Raw genomic sequence first — 19,335 nt, 5'->3', positions numbered from 1 at the left:
CTATATGGTTGTATGATTCGAGGTATGGAAGCACTTCTCGACGATCAGGTGGATGCGATGTTTCAGGCGTTGGCCGATCGGACGCGTCGCGACATCGTGCGGCGGGTCATGGTCGAAGAGCTTTCGGTGTCCGAGCTCGCCGCATCCTATGAGATGAGCTTCGCAGGAGTGCAGAAGCACGTTGCTGTTCTCGAACGAGCGGGGATCGTGTCGAAGCAGCGGGTCGGCAGAGCCCAGATCGCGCATGTCGAGATGGCGGCGATCCGCACTGTGCGATCGCTGCTGGGCGAGTTAGAGGACCTATGGCGTGCGCGGGTCGCACGCATCGATGATCTGTTGGCCGATGAGGAGGCCGCGGAGCGATGAGGAGGCCACGGGGCAATGAGACAAGCAGAGAATCGAATGAGGAGCAGCCATGCCAGTCATTGACACCACCCACGACGAAGAGAACCTGACTCTGACGCTGGTCGCCGAATTCGCGGCATCGCCGCAACGGGTCTGGGAGATCTACGCGGATCCGCGCCAGCTCGAGAAGATCTGGGGTCCGCCCACATACCCGGCCACGGTCGTCGATCACAGCCTGACGCCCGGTGGCAGGGTCACGTACTTCATGACCAGCCCAGAGGGCGAGAAGTTCTGCGGTCTCTGGGAGATCTCCTCGGTCGAGGAGCCCTCACGGCTCGTCTTCCGCGACTATTTCGCCGATGAGGACTTCAACGCAGTCGAGTCGATGCCGGGCAGTACGAACACCTACACTTTCGCCGAGGTGGCCGCCGGCACCCGTGTCACCTACGAATCGACCTTCGAGTCCCTTGACGGGCTGAAGACCGTGCTCGAGATGGGTGTCGTCGAAGGGTCGACCGGCGCGATCAACCAGATCGACGAGCTGCTGGCCCGCGACTGACGCCAAACCCATTGGCCGCGGCTGGCACCGCACTCGATGCGTCAACGGTTGGTAAGTTCTCATCGAAGTTCGTTCTTGGATCGAGGAGAACTTACCAACCGTTGGCCCCTTTTGGGAGGGGGAGTCCCGTACCTCAGCTCCTCGTCGCCTCAGCTCTCGGCCTGCGCTTGCATCGCCTTCCGTGGGGCATCGGGCCTGACTGGGATGATGAGGAGCAGGCCGATGAACAGCACGATGAGAATGCCCAGGGTTCCGGCCCGCTGGAAGCCGAAGATCGAGATCGAGACCGCGAACATGGCCGGGCCCAGGAAGCTCACGGCCCGACCAGTCGTGGCGTAGAGGCCGAAGTTCTCTCCGGCTCGTTCGGGCGGAGTGATCCTGGCCAGGAATGATCGGCTCGAGGCTTGCACCGGGCCGACGCAGAAGCTGAGCACGAGAGCACAGACCCAGAACACGGCTGCGGTATCGCTGAAGAGGATCGGCAGTCCGCCGATGAGGATGATGATGAGCCCGGCGATGATGACGGGCTTGGGTCCGAGCTTGTCATCGAAGACTCCGGCGATCATCGCTCCTGCGCCGGCGGCGACATTGGCGGCTACACCCAAGATGATGATCTCCGAGGCGGAGAAGCCGTAGCTGCCTGCCGCGAGAACCCCGGCGAAGGCGAAGATCGCGGCCAGGCCGTCACGGAAGACAGCCGAGGCGATGAAGAAGCGCAGCGTCTGGTGCTCCTCCTTCCACATCCGCACGAGGCGGCGGACGAGCGCGGCATAGTCGGCGATGAACGCCTTGACCGGATGCCCCTGTGCGGGGCTGGAGGCCTTGGCACTCGGCGCGGTGAGCAGCACCGGCAGAGCGAAGATCGCGAACCAGACCGCGGAGAGGGCGGCGACGATGCGGAATCTCATTCCGCCCTCATCACCGGCGTCGAAGAGTCCGACCTCGGGCTGGATGACGAGCACAAGCAGGATGACGAGGAGGACGAGGCCGCCGGCGTAGCCCATGCCCCAGCCGAAACCGGAGACCTTCCCGACGTTGTCAGGTTGGGTGATGCGGACCATGATGCCGTTGTAGGACACCTCGGCGAACTCGAAGAACACACTGCCCATGGCGATGAGGAGCAGACCCAGCCACAGATACTCGGGGGAGTCGCGGACGAAGAAGAGGCCGAACATCGTGAGGATGACGATCCCGGTGTGGACGCCCAGCCATAGCTTGTGCCGTCCCCCGGCGTCGGCCCTGGTGCCCACGGCCGGTGCCACGAGAGCGATGATCAGCCCGGCCGCGGCCGTCGACCAGCCGAGCGCCGACGAGCCTGCCTCCTCGGTCGCAGCCACGCTCTTCGTCAGATAGGGGGCGAAGACGAAGGTGATGATGACGGCATTGAAGGACGCCGAACCCCAGTCCCACAGCGCCCAGCTGAGAATTTTCGAACGTGACCCAGCGGCTGGCCTCGGATTTGTCTCCATGGCGCCACTGTACTGAAACATCGCCGGTGCAACCGCGGCTGACCGGGCCTGTCGCGCAAGGCAGAGCAGAGCAACGGATTGTGAATGCAGTGATTTCTCCGATAGTTTGCGGAGAATTACTTGATAGCGACGGTGCTGTGCGGCAGAGTGGGTAGACGCTTATGTCCGCTCGAACCGAAAGGTCCTATGACTGCCTCCGACGAGAATGGGAGCGATGAGGCGAAGGGAACATCCGCCTCGGCGCCGATAGATGACGCCCATCGCCCACATCTGCTATTCGAAGACCCCGAACCGATCAGGTTGCATCTGCCGCGCGAAGTCTCGATCGCCGATGACGACAGCGACGAACAGATCACCGCGAAACTGCGTGCTCAGGGAGTGCGCATGGGCAAGGGAATGGTGGCTCCGGCCGTCTTCTGGCCTGCCCTGATCGCCATTCTGGGCGTTGCGCTGCTTGCGATCTTCCTGCCAGATGGCACCAGCAAGGTCCTGACGAGCATCAACGATTGGATCGTCGCCGACCTCGGGTGGTACTACATGCTCGTCATCGGCGGATTCGTCATCTTCTCCGTCGTGATCGGGTTCTCGAAGTTCGGCAAGATCACGCTCGGGCGTGACGGGGAGAAACCCGAGTTCGGAGTCTTCTCCTGGTTCGCCATGCTCTTCGCCGCCGGTATGGGCATCGGCCTGGTCTTCTACGGCGTCGGCGAGCCGCTGACCTATGCCACATCCGGACCCAAGCCGGGATGGGACGGCAGCGAAGCGGATATCTCCAAATTGGCGATGGCCCAGACTTTCATCCACTGGGGACTGCATCCCTGGGCGATCTACGCCGTGATCGGATTGGCACTGGCCTACGCGATCCACCGCCGGGGACGTCCTGTGTCGATCCGCTGGGCGCTGGAGCCGCTGCTCGGGCACCGCGTCAAGGGGTGGATGGGCGATGTCATCGACATCCTCGCGATCTTCGGCACCGTCTTCGGCATTGCGACCTCCTTGGGGCTCGGCGTTCAGCAGATCTCGTCCGGCCTCCAGGCGATCGGTCTCGTCGGCGAGGTCGACAATACGTTCCTGGTCATCCTCATCGTCGTCATCACCTTCCTGGCCACCCTGTCCGTAGTCTCGGGTGTGGGTGCGGGAATCAAGTGGCTGTCGAACATCAACCTGTCGATGGCGGGCCTTCTGCTCATCGCCGTGCTGTTGCTCGGCCCCACCCTGTTCCTGTTCCAGAACCTCATCGAATCCCTCGGTGTCTACCTGGCGAACTTCTTCAACATGACCTTCGACGTCGGTGCCTACACCGGTGAGGAAGGCGCCGAGTGGGCATCGAGCTGGACGATCTTCTACTGGGGCTGGTGGATCTCCTGGGCTCCTTTCGTCGGCGTGTTCATCGCCCGCATCTCACGGGGGCGCACCGTCCGGGAGTTCATCGCCGGCGTCCTCCTCGTGCCCACAGTGGTCGGATTTATCTGGTTCGCGGCACTGGGCGGCACGGGAATCCACGAACAGCTCTTCGGCGACGGCGGACTGGTCGATCCCGAAGACGGAGTCGTGGCAGAGAAGGTGCTCTTCGACGTGCTCAGCTCCCTGCCGATGGGCAGCATCCTCTCTGTGATTGCCATCATCCTCGTGGCGATCTTCTTCATCACCTCCTCGGACTCCGGCTCGCTGGTCGTCGACATGCTGGCGTCGGGCGGACATCCGAATCCTCCGGTGTGGTCGCGTGTTCTGTGGGCGGCGCTCGAGGGAGCTCTGGCGATCGGACTGCTCCTGGCAGGCGGTCTCGGTGCTCTGCAGGCCGCCTCTCTGGCGACGGCGCTGCCGTTCAGCATCATCCTGATATTCATCGCGATCTCGATGGTGCGAGCGTTCCAGATCGAGGCAACCAGGGCTCGGGAGATCGAGACCGGTCAGCGTTTCCACGAGGTCGGTGAACACATTGCCGATGACTTCGACGAATACCTCGGCGACAAGGTCGATGCACGCATCGACTATCGGCTGTCACGGACCAAGGGTGTGCTGAATAGGGCACCCAAGGAGGAGAGGAAGCCCAAGGGCTCCCGATAGGGATCGTGCGGCAGAATCCAACGAAGCAGCAGAGGCGACCAGGTGATTGATCCTGGTCGCCTCTGCTGTCTGTGCTCGTGCAGGCCGCATGTTCGCGGAGAAGCGAGAATTCCCTGTACACGGCGGGGACCGCTTCTGTCGCCTGCCGGAGACCGAGTAGTCTGGGAGCAACCGAAAGCGCACCGAATCCACCGACCAAGGAGCCCATATGCCCATTGCAAGCCCCGAAGTGTATTCCGAGATGATCAACCGGGCGAAGTCTGAGGGCTTCGCCTACCCCGCGATCAACTGCACCTCTTCGCAGACGATCAACGCCGCCATCCGCGGCTTCGCAGAGGCCGGATCCGACGGCATCGTCCAGATCTCGACCGGTGGCGCCGAGTACATCTCCGGCCCGACGATCAAGGACCGAGTGCGCGGAGCCATCGCGTTCTCCGTCTTCGCCGCCGAGGTGGCCAAGAGCTACGACGTCAACATCGCCCTGCACACCGACCATGCCCCGAAGAAGGAGGTCGAAGAGTGGGTCAAGCCGCTGCTGGCTCTGTCGACCGAACGTGTGAAGAACGGCGGCGAACCCTACTTCCAGTCGCACATGTGGGACGGTTCGGCTGTTCCCCTCGCTGAGAACCTCGTCCTCGCCGAGGAGCTGCTCGAGCTCTCGGCGGCCGCCCACTCGATCCTCGAGATCGAGGTCGGCGTCGTCGGCGGCGAAGAGGATGGCGTTGAGAACGAGATCAACGACAAGCTCTACACCACGGTTGCCGACGGCCTGGCCACCGTCAAGGCTCTGGGCTCCGGCGAGAAGGGCCGCTACCTCACGGCTCTGACCTTCGGAAACGTCCACGGCGTCTACAAGCCGGGCAATGTGAAGCTGCGTCCCGAGCTGCTCGGTGAGATCCAGACCGATGTCGGCGCGCAGGTGGGCAAGGACAAGCCCTTCGACCTCGTCTTCCACGGCGGCTCGGGTTCGAGCGCAGAAGAGATCGCCGAGGCGGTTCGTCATGGAGTCGTGAAGATGAACATCGACACGGACACCCAGTACGCCTTCACCCGTCCCGTCGTCGAGCACATGTTCCGCAACTACGACGGCGTACTCAAGATCGACGGCGAAGTCGGGAACAAGAAGATCTACGACCCGCGTGCCTACGGCAAGGCAGCCGAAGCCGGCATGGCCGATCGCATCGTCGAGGCATGCCAGAACCTCGGCTCCGCAGGAACCAGCCTGAAATAGGCAGCACGCGCCGCAGCCCTGTCGCAACTTTGGAGTAGCTGCGGCGGTGCGGCGCAACAACCGCGCGGTACGACGAGAGGTCCGGGACGCCATTGTCCCGGACCTCTCGTCTATTCAATTGTGTCTACTCAGTTGTGCCTGGCAGCGGTGATCAGCCTTCCGAGACTTTCTCTCCCGCCGCCACCTTGGCGATGCGCGTATCCCAGAAGTCAGCGTTCCTGATGTTGAGCGCCTTGGGATCGAACACCGGATCCAGCCCCTGTTTCCTCTGACGTTCGAAGTCCCGAAGGAGCTTGAACGCAGGACCCTGCAGGATGAGGATCGCGATGATGTTGAGCCATGCCATGAGACCCACACCGATGTCGCCGAGTGCCCAGGCACTGCCGGAGGCCGACATCGCACCGACGGCGACTGCGACGAGGATGAGTACCTGCAGAACGCGCTTGCCGATGGTCAGCGCCAGGGGGTTCTTGATCCGACCCAGCAGGTAGACCAAGTTGGTCTCGGCCATGTAGTAGTAGGCGACGATGGTCGTCAGGGCGAAGAGGAAGATCGAGATCGCGATGAAGCTGGCGCCGAAACCGGAGATCATCGTGTCGAGACCGGCCTGCGGCCACTTCTCGCCCGGAGTCGCGGCGATCTCTTCGACCATCTGACCGCGCCCCGTGCCGATGATGGTGGTGCCGTCTTCGCCGAACACCTTGTACATGCCGGTGGAGAGGATCATGAACGCAGTTGCCGAGCACACGAATAGGGTGTCGATGTAGACCGACCCGGCCTGGACGAGACCCTGCTTCGACGGGTGCGAGACCTCGGCGGCGGCGGCCGCGTGAGGTCCGGTGCCCTGACCGGCTTCGTTTGAGTAGATACCGCGCTGGACACCCCACTGGACGGCCATGCCGATGATTCCGCCGAAGGCAGCCTCTGGTCCTGCGTCGATGCCGAAGGCTGAGGTGAAGACGAGCTGGAAGACCGGGATGATCTGGTCGGCGTTGATCAGGGTCACGGCGATCGCGGCAATGATATAGATGACGGCCATGAAGGGCACTGCCAGCGAAGCGAAGTGCGCGATGCGCTTGACGCCGCCGATGACGATAAAGCCCATGATGATGGCGAGGATGAGCGCAGTGATCCAGGTCGGAGTTCCCCAGGCGTTCTCAACGGCGCCGGAGATGGCGTTGGACTGGATGCCCGGGAGCATGAAGCTCATCGCCATGACGGTGACTGCTGCGAAGACCATGCCGTAGACCTTGAACAGGCCCTTGGCCTTGGTGTGGCGGTAGGCCTTCTCAATGTAGTAGGCCGGTCCACCGCGGTATTCACCGGTCTTGGGGTCCTGCTCCTTGAACACCTGGCCAAGAGTTGATTCGACGTAGGAGGTCGAGGCGCCGAGGAGCGCAGAGATCCACATCCACACGATGGCACCTGGTCCGCCGAAGCCGATGGCGGTGGCAACGCCGGCGATGTTGCCGACTCCGACTCGACCGGCCAGCGATATCGATAGGGCCTGGAACGAGGAGACTCCTTCATCGGAGCTCTTGCCGCGGAACATCTGGGTGAAGATCGCTTTGATCTGTCGGATCTGGACTGCGCGAGAGCGGATGGTGAAGTAGACACCGGCACCGAGGCACAGGTAGACGAGGGCAGAGGACCAGATGATGCCGTTGAGCCATTCGAGGACTGCGGACATGCTTCTCCTATCAGGGAGGCAAAAAGTGGAAACGAACATTCGGCGGGACCCGGCAGTGAGCCCGATCGAGCATTTTCATGGGCAATCAGCGACGAAAACGTGAGTTTTCTCTGTGATTGACCTCATAAGTCAAACGGATTGTGACCCGCGACGCAAATCCAGTGGTGTCGGCCCGGAAAATCAGCTCGGGCGCGGTCTTCTGAGCGGTCACCGCGAGGTTTCAAAGTGATGACAGAGTGGGCGGAGTCATACTATTCAGTTCACTATTTGGGACGGCGGCCGTAAGATGTGGTGCGGATCTCTCCGAGCAAAGACGACACGGAGAGCACTTTGGATGACAAGGAACACAATGAAACGTCGAACTGGTGCAAAGGCAGTGGCCATCGCCGCTGCCGGCGCTTTGCTACTCTCGGCATGCTCGACCTCGACCACCGGCAACGACGGTGAAGAGGGCGGTGGCTCCCTCACAGTGGGAACCACAGACAAGGTTGTCGCTCTCGACCCGGCCGGTGCCTATGACAACGGAAGCTCGCTCGTCGAGCAGCAGGTCTATCCGTTCATCCTGGCCTACAAGCCGGGAACCGCGGACCTCAATCCCTCCATCGCAGAATCGGCGGACTTCAGTGAGCCGACGAAGTACGAGGTCAAGCTCAAGGACGGGCTGAAGTATGCGAACGGAAACGAACTCACCTCCTCGGACGTGAAGTTCTCCTTCGATCGACAGCTGAAGATTCAGGATCCGAACGGACCGTCGTCCCTCCTCGGCGGCCTGGAATCAGTTGAGACTCCGGATGACTCCACGGTCATCTTCAACCTCAAGCGCAAGAACGACCAGACCTTCCCAGGTGTGCTGGCCAGTGCCGCAGGACCGATCGTCGACGAGGACGTCTTCGAGGCGGACAAGATCACTGAGAACCAGGACATCGTCGACGGCAAGGCCTTTGCCGGTCCCTACACGATCGACGGATTCAAGTTCAACGAACTCATCACCTACAAAGCCAACCCCGACTACAAGGGCTTCATCGAGCCGGCGAAGACCGAGACCGTGCAGATGAAGTACTACTCGGACGCCAACAACATGAAGCTCGACGTCCAGGAGAACACGATCGACGTGGCCTGGCGTTCGCTCTCGGCCACCGACGTCGAAGACCTCGGCAAGAACGAGGACCTCAAGGTGCACAAGGGCCCCGGCGGCGAGATCCGCTACATCGTCTTCAACATGGACACGATGCCCTTCGGTGCCAAGACCGACAATGCGGATGAGAAGAAGTCCCTGGCCGTGCGTCAGGCCATGGCCGACTCGGTGGATCGTCAGGCAATCGCCTCCCAGGTCTACAAAGACACCTTCACTCCTCTGTACTCGCATGTTCCCGATGGACTGCCGGGCGCCGACGAGCCGTTGAAGTCGGAGTACGGTGACGGTCAGGGCGGAGCCGATGTCGACAAGGCCAAGAAAGCCCTCAAGGATGCCGGCGTCAAGACACCGGTCACGCTCAACCTGCAGTACAACCCCGACCACTACGGTCCCTCCTCGGGCGACGAATACGCTCTGGTCAAGGATCAGCTGGACAAGACCGGGCTGTTCAAGGTCAACCTGCAGTCGACCGAATGGGTGCAGTACAGCAAGGACCGCACCGACGACGCCTACCCCATGTACCAGCTCGGCTGGTTCCCGGACTACTCGGATGCCGACAACTACCTGGTGCCGTTCTTCTATGACACCGACGAGACACCGAGCTTCCTGGCCAATCACTACCGGGATAAGACGATGAACAAGGAACTGAACGCTCAGTCCTCCATCGACGACAAGGGCAAGCGCGCAGACGCGCTGAAGAAGATTCAGGGTCAGTTGGCCGAAGAGCTGCCGACCCTGCCGCTGCTTCAGGGCAACCAGATCGCGGTCTCGGGCAAGGACGTCAAGGGCGTCGATGACACCCTTGACCCCGCGTTCCAGTTCCGGTTGGCGCTGCTGAGCAAGTGAGAGCGCGAACCACACACGTCGCCAACGACGTGAGAGTGCGCATGGCTACGCCGCGACGATCCATGACCTGATCGTCATTCGAGGTGCAGGTGAGCCGCCCGGCCCGCCTGCACCTCGTGGTGCGTTCGCATGGCATCCCAGCATGCCTGCGACCGCAACCCAGCGTGCCCGCGAACGCATTCAGCGTGTCTGCAACCGCATCCAGCGTGTCTGCAACCGCATCCAGCGTGCCCGCACTCTGTGGCACCGAACAAGAACCACGTCGGCACTCGAGCTTTCTGAGCGTCGACGCCAGCAATGAAGGAACACATGTCTGCAGCCATCAGCGAACCAGGGGCAGAAACCGCCGAGACCTCGGTCGCGGTGAAGAAGCCCTCGGGGGGCGGATTGGGACGCTACGTCGTCATCCGATTCCTCCTCATCATTCCCACCATCTTCATCCTCACCACTCTGGTCTTCTTCCTCATGCGCATCACCGGTGATCCGATCACCGCATCTCTGGGTGGACGCCTGACCAAGAGCCAGTTGGCCGAACGCATCCATGCCGCCGGCTACGACCGGCCGCTCCTCGTCCAGTACTTCGAATACATGGGCAATCTGCTCAAGGGCGACTTCGGCACCACGGTCTCAGACGGCCAACCCGTGTCGAGCATTCTGCTCAACTACGGCACCGCGACCATCGAGCTCGTCTTCTACGCCCTCATCGTCGCGTTCATCCTCGGCATCCCGCTGGGCATGCTCGCTGCCTACCACAGGGACAAGGCCCCCGACGCCGCGCTGCGCATCCTCGCGATCCTCGGCTACGCGACTCCCGTGTTCTTCGCGGGCATGATCCTCAAGCTGGTCTTCGGCGTCTTCCTGCCCATCCTGCCCGTGGCGGGTCGCGGCACCACCGAGACCGAATACATCATGTCGGGCGTGGTTGGGCCCACCCGGTTCTACATCATCGATGCGATCCGCATCGGCAACTTCGAGGTTCTCGGCGATGTGCTCGCCCACGCGGTCCTGCCCGCGATCGCCCTCGGCGTGCTCACGGCGGGAGTCTTCCTCCGCCTCGTGCGCACGAACCTCATCGGCACCCTGGGCCAGCAGTACATCGACTCCGGCCGGTCCCGCGGCATCTCCGAATACCGCCTGGTCACCAAACACGCCTACCGTCCCGCGCTGATCCCGATCATCACGGTCATGGGCATGCAGATCGCGCTCATGCTCGCCGGCGCCGTGCTCACGGAGACGACATTCGAATGGAAGGGGCTCGGCTTCAAACTCGCCGAATATCTCACCGCCCGTGACTTCGTGGCCGTCCAGGGAATCGTGGTCTTCCTCGCCATCATCGTGGCGCTGACCAACTTCCTCGTCGACGTCATCGCCGCCTTCATTGACCCCCGAGTGAGGTACTGATGTCCACTCCAGACAACACAGCCAAGAAGTCCTGGTTCTCCCGCCTCCCGATCGTCTCCCATCTTCGTCAGTCAGTGGGTCTGCAGCGAGGGATGCTCATCACGGGTCTCATCCTGTGCGGCATCGTCCTCATCTGCGCGATCTTCGCACCGCTGATCGCCCCCTACGGGTTCAACCAGCTGGGCACCTCCGAGGGCAACTTCGGATCGAAGCTGCCACCTGGCGGGACCCACATCTGGGGAACGACCGTCGGCGGCTACGACGTCTTCTCCCGTGTGGTCTGGGGAGCCCAGACCGCGGTGGCCGTCATCATCGTGGCCGTGATCATGTCACTCTTCGCCGGCGTGATCCTGGGACTCGTCTCGGGCTACCTCGGCGGTTGGCTCGACCGCATCCTCGTTGTCATCGCCGACGCGGTCTATGCCTTCCCGACCCTGCTGCTGGCGCTGGTCATGTCGATTGCGATCTCCGGCGGTCAGTCGAGTGCCTGGGGCGGCATCGCCGCGGCCGCGTTCTCGATCACCGTGGTCTTCATTCCGCAGTACTTCCGCGTCGTCCGCGCAGAGACCCTGCGCCTGAAGGCAGAGCCCTTCGTCGAATCGGCGATCGTGCTCGGTGCTTCGAAGACCCGGATCATCTCAAAGCACATCTTCCGGAATGCCACCCGTACTCTGCCGCTGATCTTCACCCTCAACTCCTCCGAGGCGATTCTGACTCTGGCCGGACTCGGGTTCCTGGGCTTCGGAATCGAACCCACCTCGGCGTCGGAATGGGGCTATGACCTCAACAAGGCACTGCCCGACGTGACCAGCGGCGTGTGGTGGACCTCGGTCTTCCCAGGCTTGGCGATCGTGCTGACCGTTTTGGGCATCACCCTCGTCGGCGAGTCGATGAACGACCTCAACGACCCGCGTCTGCGGGTGCGTCGCAAAGCCAAGGGCGCCAAGACAGCGAAGGCCGCGAAGGCCGGCTCATCGTCGAGCATCAATGAGACCGCGGAGGCCAAGTGATGAATGAGAACGTGAAAGACAACAGCACCGACGGCTCGGACAGCGCGGCCGGCTCGGACAGCACAGCCAGTCGGGCGAAGAGCATCCTCGACATCGACGGGCTCGACGTCACCTTCTCCACCGACGGCGGCGACGTCCACGCGGTGAAGAACGTGACCCTGTCGGTCACCCCAGGGGAGGTGCTGGCCATCGTGGGCGAATCCGGCTCCGGCAAGACCGTGACGGCACGCAGCATCCTCGGACTCCTGCCCGAAACCGCACAGCGGTCGGGCGCCGTCATCGTCTCCGGCAAGGACGTGCTCAGCGTCTCCGGGGAGCAGCTGCGCAAGCTGCGCGGAACCGATGTGTCGATGGTCTTCCAGGAACCCTCGACGGCGCTCAACCCCGTCTACACCGTGGGGTGGCAGATCGCCGAGGGCCTGCGGGCCCACCACAAACGTGCGAGCAAGGCCGAGCTCAAGGCCAAGGTCATCGCCGCGATGGAGCAGGTCGGGATTCCCGATGCGCAGAACCGCTTCGACTACTATCCGCATCAGTTCTCCGGTGGGCAGAAGCAGCGCATCGTCATCGCCATGGCGCTGGCGCTGGGCGCCGAACTCATCGTCGCCGACGAGCCGACGACGGCTCTCGACGTCACCGTCCAGGCCGAGATCCTCGACCTGCTGCGGGACCTGCGCGATGAGACAGGGACCGCGATCGTGCTCATCACCCACAACATGGGTGTCGTCGCCGACCTCGCCGATCGGGTGGCCGTGATGTATCGCGGTGACCTCGTCGAGGTCTCCTCGGTCAAGCAGCTCTTCAGTGACCCGAAGGAGCAGTACACGCGTGACCTCCTCGGCGCTGTTCCTCGCCTGGGATCGACGGTTGCCGGCAGCCGCAAGGCCGCTGCCGCCGAAGAGCGGGCCGGTGGCTCGAGCGCGACGGCAGGTGGCGACGGGAAGGCCACAGCCACCTCGGCGGGGGAGGGGCCTGACTCCGGCACGCCACGAGACGAACGAGAATCCATCGTCGTGGCGCGAAACCTCGACATCGTCTACCCGGGAGGGTTCGGGCGATCGGACTTCCAGGCGGTGTCCTCGGTCAGCTTCGACATCAAGGCCGGCGAGGTCTACGGACTGGTCGGCGAATCCGGCTCGGGCAAGACCACAATCGGGCGTGCCATCGCCGGCCTGACCAGGGCCAGCGGAGGCAGCCTCAAGGTGCTCGACCACGAGATGGTCGGGTTCAAGGAGAAGGCGTTCTCCCCTATCAGGCGCCGGATCGGGTTCGTCTTCCAAGACCCGGCGGCCTCCTTCAACCCGCACCTGACGATCGGTGAGTGTGTGGCGGAGCCGTTCGCCATCCACAAGCGAGACATGACGGCTAAGGACCGTGAGAAGAGAGTCCTCGAACTCCTCGACTCGGTGCAGCTGCCCAGCGCCTACGCTGCCAGGTACCCGCACGAGCTCTCAGGCGGCCAGCGTCAGAGAGCCTCCCTGGCACGCGGACTGGCCCTCGACCCGGAACTGCTCATCGCTGATGAACCGACCTCGGCGCTGGACGTGTCGGTGCAGGCCAAGGTGCTCGAGCTGTTCGTCGAACTGCAGAACAGGTTCGACTTCGCGGCCCTGTTCATCAGCCACGACCTGGCCGTCGTCGATATGCTCTCCGACCGCATCGGCGTGCTCTTCCACGGTGAACTGTTGGAAGAGGGCACGGGCGAGAAGGTGCTGGGGTCGCCGAGCAACGACTACACCAAGCGGCTTATCGCATCGCTGCCCGTGCCTGACCCGGATGAGCAGGCAAAGCGCCGCGAACTGGCCCGCAGCCTGCGCACCACCGTCGGCTGAGCAGGCCGCTGGTCGAGCGGGGCCGCGGTCGGCTCTGGAGACAAAAGATACCCGAAGGGACTAATCACGCACGGCGCCGCGCGTGATTAGTACCTTCGGGCGAAAATAGTGACCTGGGCAGCGCCGCTGGTGTCTGCGGCCCGGGTGTCTGCCGACCGGCCGGACTCAGGCCTTGTCGTCGGAGATGAAGTCGAGCATGCCTGCCTGGCTGATCGGCAGCGCCATGAGCCGGTCAAGCTCTACTGCGCTGGGGTCGATGCCGAGGATGCGCAGGGAATACTGAGTGAAATCGCGCTCGATGACATCGGGAGTCAGGTCGCCGGTGGGTTGGTACCAGAGTGAGAGCGAATTGCAGATCGAGTGGATCGCACGCGTGACAAGCTGCGCACTGTCGACCTGGAACGTCCCGGCGTCGATGCCGGCTTGGACGATGTCGCCCATGATGACTCGTGCCTCACGCTGGAGTTCTTTCACGCGAGCGGCATTGTCACCGGTCAGCCGTTCGGTGTCGCGCAGCAGCACGGTGGACACCGAGACATTCTCCATCCGGTACCGGGCGAGGTAGCGCACGGCCACGGTCAGCTGCTCGGTCGGATCATCGCCAACCTCGGCGATGGCGGCTCGGCTGTGCTCGCTGTACCAGGTGTACGCCGTGTGCACGAGCTCATAGAGAGCTTCCTGCTTGGATGGGAAGTAATAGTAGAGTGCGGACAGGCTCAGTCCTGCGGCCTGTGCGATATCGCGGATGGAGGCACCGTCGAATCCCTTTGCGGCGAAGGTGTCCCGAGCCGAGCGGAGGATGTTGTTGCGGCCGTTGGTTGATCTCACGGTGCTTATGCTCCTTGACGGTCGGATATCGAACAATCTTTCACTTGCCAACCGAGGATACATGACGTTGGGCTGAGACTGGCCGTTTCCGGCCAGAATTCGGGGATCTGCGCCCTGCGGAATGGTGATCCGAACCCGGCTCTTCCGATGGTAGAGAGGTGCCCCAGGAGTCCGAATCGCAGTTGAACGTGACAACGACGCCACGATCAACGTGACAGCGATCACTCCAGAATCTGGAATTATCAAGTTTTCAACCATGTTGTTCGAACGTGGGCGCACCGCAGTGGACTGCTGTGTGCCGAACGCCCAAGAACAGAATTATCTGACATTGCATCTTGCCATCGAACTGAGGACGGACATGCTCAACATCGCCATCATTCCCGGAACTTCACGCCCACAGGCACTCAACCCACAGGTCGTCGCCTGGGCCAAGGACCAGCTGGCCGGCCGCGAGGACGTGCGCGCCGAGGTTGTCGACTTCGGTGAGTTCAACCTGCCGCTGCTCGACGAGGTCATTCCGGCTGGCGCGAACATGTACCAGAACGATCACACCAAGGCCTGGGGCGCCAAGCTCAACGAGTTCGACGCCTTCATCTTCGTCACCCCCGAGTACAACCACTCGATCTCCGGTTCCCTGAAGAACGCCCTGGACTTCGTGGCCGCCGAGTTCAACCACAAGGTCGCCGGCATCGTGAACTACGGCGCCGACAAGGGTGTGCGTGCCGCTGAGCACCTGCGCCACATCCTCGCCAACTACAAGCTGGCCGTCGTCCGTGACCAGGCCTCCTTCAGCCTCTTCACCGACTTCGCCGACGGCGTCTTCACCCCGACCGAGGTCTCCGCGACTCCGTTCGCGTCGATGACCGATGACCTCGTGTCCTGGGGCGAGGCCCTGAAGTCCGTGCGTGAGGATGCCGCCTCCGAGGAGCAGGCAGCCTGACCAACAGCTGACACGTTCGAAGCCCGTCGCACCGAAAGGTCGGCGGGCTTCGTCGTGCCCGGACCAGACTGGCCTGCGTTAAAGTCGAACCAACTCAACCGTTCACTCAACGCTGCGAAGGACACTCATGGATCTCAACAACACAGTCGCACTCGTCACCGGCGGAGCCTCCGGGCTCGGCCGTGCCACCACGGAACGGCTCCTGGCTGCCGGTGCCCAGGTCGTCATGGTCGACCTCAACGCCGAGGTGGGTCAGCAGGTGGCAGCGGAACTGGGCTCCAGTGCCCATTTCGTCTCAGCCGATGTCACGAACGAAGAGCAGGTCCAGGCGGCCGTGGACACCGCGACCGGTCTCGGACTGCTGAGGGTCGTCGTCAACTGTGCCGGAGTCGCGACTCCCGGCAAACTCGTCTCGCGCAAGGGCCCACTGCCCCTCGACGCGTTTTCAAAGGTGCTGAGCATCAACGTCGTGGGCACCGTCAACGTGTGCCGCCTCGCCGCCGCTGCGATGCAGGCGCAGGAGAGTGTCGGCGAGGAACGCGGCGTCATCGTCAACACCGCCTCGGTGGCTGCCTTCGACGGTCAGATCGGCCAGATCGCCTACTCCGCGTCCAAGGGCGCCATCGCCTCGGTGACTCTGCCGATGGCCCGTGAGCTCGCCTCCTCGCAGATCCGTGTCGTCACGATCGCACCGGGTATCTTCGAGACCCCGATGATGGCCGGTCTGCCCGAGGATGCTCAGGAATCGCTGGCGAAGTCGATTCCTCATCCTTCGCGACTGGGCAAGCCCGCCGAGTACGCTCAGCTCGTCGAATCGATCGTGGCCAACCCGATGCTCAACGGTGAGACCATCCGCCTCGACGGTGCCATCCGCATGGCTCCGAAGTGATCTGAGTCAGCCCTCGACGCTCAACCCTCGCCGTTCAGCGCCGTTCGTTGACCAGCAGCGCCAATTGCACGCGGGTGCTGACGCCGAGCTTGAAGAAGATGCGCGCCAGGTGCGTCTTGACCGTGGCCGTGGAGACAAACAGCGCCCGCGCCACCTGCGCATTCGTCATCCCCTGAGCGACCGCCTCGGCGATCTCCCGCTCTCGCGAGGTCAGGGGTTCCAAAGGGTCGGGCCCACTCGGTGGCCCGGCATCGGAGGTGCCTGTGCCCGCCGCCGAGGTGGTGCTTCGTCCCAGCAGGGACTCCATGACCCCCGGTGACACGGCACGAGTGCCGTTCGCGGCGGCCCTGACCGCGTGGATGAGCTCATCGGGTGGGGTGTCTTTGAGGATGTAGCCGGCAGCACCGGCCCGCAGCGCTTGGAGGACGAACTCATCGGTGCCGAAGGCGGTGAGGATGAGAACCTCCGGGTGAGAGGCCTGGGCCATGAGGGCCCGGGTCGCCTCCAGCCCGTCCATGACGGGCATGCGGATGTCCATGAGGATGAGATCGGGGCTCAGCTTCCGGGCCAGGTCGATGGCCTCGGCACCGTGAGCCGCCTCGGCGATGATCTCGATGTCATCGGCCGCGCCGAGGAGGAGGCGCAGGCCCGAACGCATGAGTGACTCGTCGTCGGCGATGATGGTCCTGATGCTCATGCGCTGATCTCCTCCGTGTCTTGGACGGGGATGCGAGCTCGCAGCTCGAAATCGGGATAATGGCTGACGACGAGGTCACCGCCCATCGCCTCCACCCTCTCCTTGAGGCCCAGAATTCCCAGGCCGGAGCCGGCGATGTACTGCTTGCGATTGGTCCCTGCGGCCACGGTGTCGCCGAGGAGGCTGTCCGGATAGGGGTTGCGCGCGGTCATCGTGAGGTACCGATGGGGTTTGTCTCCGTCTTCGCTGCTGATGTCGCCGCCGATGGTGATGCTCAGCATCTCACCGGGAGCGTGTTTGAAGGCGTTCGTCATCGTCTCCTGCACGAAGCGATAGATCGTCATCCGCTCGAGGCTGCCCAAGACGTGCAGCGATTCGGACGTCAGCGGCTCCTCATAGACCAGGGTCACCGACTCCGGTCGGTCGGCGACGAGTCGGTCGAGATCGGGGTCGATGACGGTGCCCTGGTCGTCACCGCGCAGCATCGTCAGCACTTCCCGCAGCTCGATGCCGGATCGGCGGGCGCTGCTGGCGATGAGACGGGCGCTTTCGTGGACCGCCTCGGGGTCGAGATCTCGGCGCACCGAGAGTGCACCGGAGTACATGGCGATGACGCTGAGGTGGTGCGAGAGCGAATCGTGCATGTCGCGAGCGATGCCGCGGCGCACCTCGGCGACGGCACGGTCCTGACGGGATCGTTCGCGCAGCAGCGTCTGGGCTGCAGTGTCGATGAGGCCCTGTTCGCGGGCTCCGCGGATGACGCCGATGACGACGATCATCGCGTAGAGGGTGCCGTTGACGAGGAACAGCGGCAGCTCGAATGCTCCGACCGCGGTGGGCGTAAGCGTGTATGTCAGGCCCTGGGCGATGATGGCTGCCGCCAGGCAGACGAAGTCGAGTGACCAGCTGCGTCGAGCGGTGAGGGTGATGAGCATGACCAAACCGGCGACCGCGCCGAGGACGCCGATCGTGCCGGTGACGATGCCGAGGAGCCCGACAGCGACCGGAACCCACCCGCCGGGGCGACGCTGCAGGGATTCGACGGAGCCGTCGGCGGCGAGGAACTCATCGCCGCCGCGACCACTCGTGGCGAGGAAGTCGCGCAGCTTCTCGGCCGCGATCACTTTGGGGCGCAGGGCCTTGCGGGGGATCGTCCGCCCGTCGAAGGCCAGGACGATCGGCAGGCAGGCCAAGGAGATGACTCCGAAGCCGATGTGAATGAACAGTTCGGCACTGAGCGCTCCGGTGCGGGCACCCGCCTCCGCGAGATCCGGCCATTCTGTTGCGACGATGATGAAGAGCGCGAGCACACCGATGGCTGCCGAGACACCTGTCCACAGCAGGGCATATGTCAGAGTTCTGCGACCGGGGTGAGGATTCACAATTCGACACTACCCGCCCCCGCTCGCCGGCGCTGTCGCCCGAAAGGATGAGATCATTCGAACCGATGGTCGAGGGCCCGCGCCGAGGTGGTGCGAAAGGGTGGAGACATGTCAACGCAATACATTCGTCAGTTCAGATCCCACCCGCGGCACAAGTGGTACAGCCCGCTGCTCGTCTTGCTTCTTGCCGGCCTGTTCTATGGGGTCGGTCTCATCGTCCAGTTCGGCGGCTTCTTCATCTGGGCGCTGGTCTACGTCGAGGGCGCTGGTGGTGCTGGTGGCTCCGGTGGTGACTTCGACGCCTTCGCCGACTCAATGGTCGACTTCAATACCGTCAATGGAATGGTCAACGGCCTGATCAGCGTCATCCTCATGTGGCCGGCGGTGGAACTGGCCACACGCATGGTCTATCGCCGTTGGTTCTGGTCGATGATCTCGATCGGTCGCGGATTGCGCTGGAGTCTGCTGGGCCGCTATGTGCTGCTGGCGCTGCCGGTGTGGGTGATCGCTGCGCTCGTGATGATCGTCCTCTCACCAGGTGCGATGGGCGATTTGGCCTCCGGGCTGGCGTGGAGCCCTCATATGGCCGCCATGCTCGTCGCCGTCCTCGTGCTCGTCCCGTTTCAGGCCGCCGCCGAGGAGGTTGTCTTCCGTGGTCTGGCGATGAACGTCATCGGCTCCTGGCTCAGACATCCCGCCTGGGCCGTCCTCATCCCCGTCCCGTTCTTCGTCTTCGGTCACCTCTATGACGTGCCGGGACTCATCGACGTCGGCATCTTCGCCGTCGTCGTCGGCGCTCTCACCCTGTTCACCGGTGGCCTGGAGGCCGGCATGGCCTTCCACATCGTCAACAACATCTTCGCACTGGGACTCGGTGTCCTCTCCGGGGCCGATCTGAATGCGACGAGCGGACCGACGATCGAGACCCTCATCTCGATTGCCGCGCCGATCGTCTTCGCGGGAGTCGTCATCCTCGACGCCAGGCGGCGTCCCCGCGGGGACGCCGAGCGTGTG

The 19,335-nt window shown here is 63.3% G+C and carries 15 protein-coding genes and 1 pseudogene; 11 read left to right on the top strand and 5 right to left on the bottom strand.

The genetic code is table 11. The features are described 5' to 3' along the window. Positions 1-24: 24 nt before the first annotated feature. Entirely contained in the window at positions 25-366 is a 342-nt protein-coding gene (locus PGC08_RS17685) for an ArsR/SmtB family transcription factor (RefSeq protein WP_009881797.1), read from the top strand. 49 nt (positions 367-415) lie between these two features. Next, positions 416-904: an SRPBCC family protein gene (locus tag PGC08_RS17680; RefSeq protein WP_271709026.1), complete on the top strand. Its 489-nt coding sequence runs from the start codon at positions 416-418 to the stop codon at positions 902-904. A gap of 149 nt (positions 905-1,053) precedes the next feature. On the opposite strand, the gene PGC08_RS17675 is transcribed toward PGC08_RS17680, so the two are convergent. Next, positions 1,054-2,373, bottom strand: coding sequence for an MFS transporter (locus tag PGC08_RS17675; protein ID WP_271709025.1), 1,320 nt, complete (start codon positions 2,371-2,373; stop codon positions 1,054-1,056). A gap of 186 nt (positions 2,374-2,559) precedes the next feature. Between PGC08_RS17675 and PGC08_RS17670 the strand changes: the two genes are divergently transcribed. Together PGC08_RS17670 and fbaA are read left to right on the top strand one after the other, a co-directional pair. Next, a complete protein-coding gene (locus PGC08_RS17670) occupies positions 2,560-4,440 on the top strand; it encodes a BCCT family transporter (protein ID WP_271709024.1) in 1,881 nt (626 codons plus the stop codon). Between the two features lie 208 nt (positions 4,441-4,648). Beyond that, positions 4,649-5,671 (top strand): class II fructose-bisphosphate aldolase, encoded by a 1,023-nt coding sequence (gene fbaA / locus PGC08_RS17665; protein ID WP_009881791.1) that lies wholly within the window; start codon positions 4,649-4,651, stop codon positions 5,669-5,671. 151 nt (positions 5,672-5,822) lie between these two features. On the opposite strand, the gene PGC08_RS17660 is transcribed toward fbaA, so the two are convergent. Beyond that, complete coding sequence (locus tag PGC08_RS17660) at positions 5,823-7,361, bottom strand: alanine/glycine:cation symporter family protein (RefSeq protein WP_009881790.1); 1,539 nt, start codon at positions 7,359-7,361, stop codon at positions 5,823-5,825. 349 nt (positions 7,362-7,710) lie between these two features. On the opposite strand from PGC08_RS17660, the gene PGC08_RS17655 reads away from it, so the two are divergent. The 4 genes from PGC08_RS17655 (at position 7,711) to PGC08_RS17640 (ending at position 13,585) form a co-directional block, all read left to right on the top strand. Continuing rightward, entirely contained in the window at positions 7,711-9,342 is a 1,632-nt protein-coding gene (locus PGC08_RS17655; RefSeq protein ID WP_069601028.1) for an ABC transporter substrate-binding protein, read from the top strand. Between the two features lie 309 nt (positions 9,343-9,651). Continuing rightward, positions 9,652-10,743: an ABC transporter permease gene (locus PGC08_RS17650; protein WP_271709023.1), complete on the top strand. Its 1,092-nt coding sequence runs from the start codon at positions 9,652-9,654 to the stop codon at positions 10,741-10,743. Further along, a complete protein-coding gene (locus tag PGC08_RS17645) occupies positions 10,743-11,753 on the top strand; it encodes an ABC transporter permease (RefSeq protein WP_101583466.1) in 1,011 nt (336 codons plus the stop codon). The genes PGC08_RS17650 and PGC08_RS17645 overlap by 1 nt, the downstream gene beginning before the upstream one ends. Beyond that, the gene (locus PGC08_RS17640) at positions 11,753-13,585 is read left to right on the top strand and encodes a dipeptide ABC transporter ATP-binding protein (protein ID WP_009881785.1); all 1,833 of its coding nucleotides are present in this window, start codon (positions 11,753-11,755) and stop codon (positions 13,583-13,585) included. The genes PGC08_RS17645 and PGC08_RS17640 overlap by 1 nt, the downstream gene beginning before the upstream one ends. Positions 13,586-13,750: 165 nt before the next feature. Here PGC08_RS17640 and PGC08_RS17635 read toward each other — a convergent pair whose 3' ends face one another. After that, the gene (locus tag PGC08_RS17635) at positions 13,751-14,413 is read right to left on the bottom strand and encodes a TetR/AcrR family transcriptional regulator (protein WP_193086332.1); all 663 of its coding nucleotides are present in this window, start codon (positions 14,411-14,413) and stop codon (positions 13,751-13,753) included. A gap of 256 nt (positions 14,414-14,669) precedes the next feature. Between PGC08_RS17635 and PGC08_RS17630 the strand changes: the two genes are divergently transcribed. Both PGC08_RS17630 and PGC08_RS17625 read left to right on the top strand, forming a co-directional pair. Next, positions 14,670-15,353 (top strand): NADPH-dependent FMN reductase, encoded by a 684-nt coding sequence (locus tag PGC08_RS17630; protein WP_271709022.1) that lies wholly within the window; start codon positions 14,670-14,672, stop codon positions 15,351-15,353. A 127-nt stretch (positions 15,354-15,480) separates the two neighbouring features. Continuing rightward, entirely contained in the window at positions 15,481-16,242 is a 762-nt protein-coding gene (locus PGC08_RS17625) for a 3-hydroxyacyl-CoA dehydrogenase (RefSeq protein ID WP_096161826.1), read from the top strand. A 34-nt stretch (positions 16,243-16,276) separates the two neighbouring features. On the opposite strand, the gene PGC08_RS17620 is transcribed toward PGC08_RS17625, so the two are convergent. Together PGC08_RS17620 and PGC08_RS17615 are read right to left on the bottom strand one after the other, a co-directional pair. Further along, on the bottom strand, positions 16,277-16,939 hold the full coding sequence (locus tag PGC08_RS17620; protein ID WP_096161825.1) for a response regulator: 663 nt from the start codon (positions 16,937-16,939) through the stop codon (positions 16,277-16,279). Beyond that, the gene (locus PGC08_RS17615; RefSeq protein WP_096161824.1) at positions 16,936-18,321 is read right to left on the bottom strand and encodes a sensor histidine kinase; all 1,386 of its coding nucleotides are present in this window, start codon (positions 18,319-18,321) and stop codon (positions 16,936-16,938) included. Before PGC08_RS17615 ends, PGC08_RS17620 begins: the two co-directional genes overlap by 4 nt. Before the next feature lie 108 nt (positions 18,322-18,429). Between PGC08_RS17615 and PGC08_RS17610 the strand changes: the two are divergent. After that, positions 18,430-19,122: pseudogene (locus tag PGC08_RS17610) on the top strand (CPBP family glutamic-type intramembrane protease); the annotation flags it as partial. Positions 19,123-19,335 lie beyond the last annotated feature (213 nt).

This window comes from Brevibacterium sp. BDJS002, from assembly GCF_028201555.1.
Taxonomy (GTDB): Bacteria; Actinomycetota; Actinomycetes; order Actinomycetales; family Brevibacteriaceae; genus Brevibacterium; species Brevibacterium aurantiacum.
This window is presented reverse-complemented; position numbering and strand designations above follow the sequence as displayed.

Bases quoted from the DNA above. Each gene is read 5' to 3' on its own strand.
- PGC08_RS17685 (WP_009881797.1), top strand. From the start codon at position 25: ATGGAAGCACTTCTCGACGATCAGGTGGATGCGATGTTTCAGGCGTTG.
- PGC08_RS17680 (WP_271709026.1), top strand. From the start codon at position 416: ATGCCAGTCATTGACACCACCCACGACGAAGAGAACCTGACTCTGACG.
- PGC08_RS17675 (WP_271709025.1), bottom strand. From the start codon at position 2,373: ATGGAGACAAATCCGAGGCCAGCCGCTGGGTCACGTTCGAAAATTCTC.
- PGC08_RS17670 (WP_271709024.1), top strand. From the start codon at position 2,560: ATGACTGCCTCCGACGAGAATGGGAGCGATGAGGCGAAGGGAACATCC.
- fbaA (WP_009881791.1), top strand. From the start codon at position 4,649: ATGCCCATTGCAAGCCCCGAAGTGTATTCCGAGATGATCAACCGGGCG.
- PGC08_RS17660 (WP_009881790.1), bottom strand. From the start codon at position 7,361: ATGTCCGCAGTCCTCGAATGGCTCAACGGCATCATCTGGTCCTCTGCC.
- PGC08_RS17655 (WP_069601028.1), top strand. From the start codon at position 7,711: ATGAAACGTCGAACTGGTGCAAAGGCAGTGGCCATCGCCGCTGCCGGC.
- PGC08_RS17650 (WP_271709023.1), top strand. From the start codon at position 9,652: ATGTCTGCAGCCATCAGCGAACCAGGGGCAGAAACCGCCGAGACCTCG.
- PGC08_RS17645 (WP_101583466.1), top strand. From the start codon at position 10,743: ATGTCCACTCCAGACAACACAGCCAAGAAGTCCTGGTTCTCCCGCCTC.
- PGC08_RS17640 (WP_009881785.1), top strand. From the start codon at position 11,753: ATGAATGAGAACGTGAAAGACAACAGCACCGACGGCTCGGACAGCGCG.
- PGC08_RS17630 (WP_271709022.1), top strand. From the start codon at position 14,670: ATGTTGTTCGAACGTGGGCGCACCGCAGTGGACTGCTGTGTGCCGAAC.
- PGC08_RS17625 (WP_096161826.1), top strand. From the start codon at position 15,481: ATGGATCTCAACAACACAGTCGCACTCGTCACCGGCGGAGCCTCCGGG.
- PGC08_RS17620 (WP_096161825.1), bottom strand. From the start codon at position 16,939: ATGAGCATCAGGACCATCATCGCCGACGACGAGTCACTCATGCGTTCG.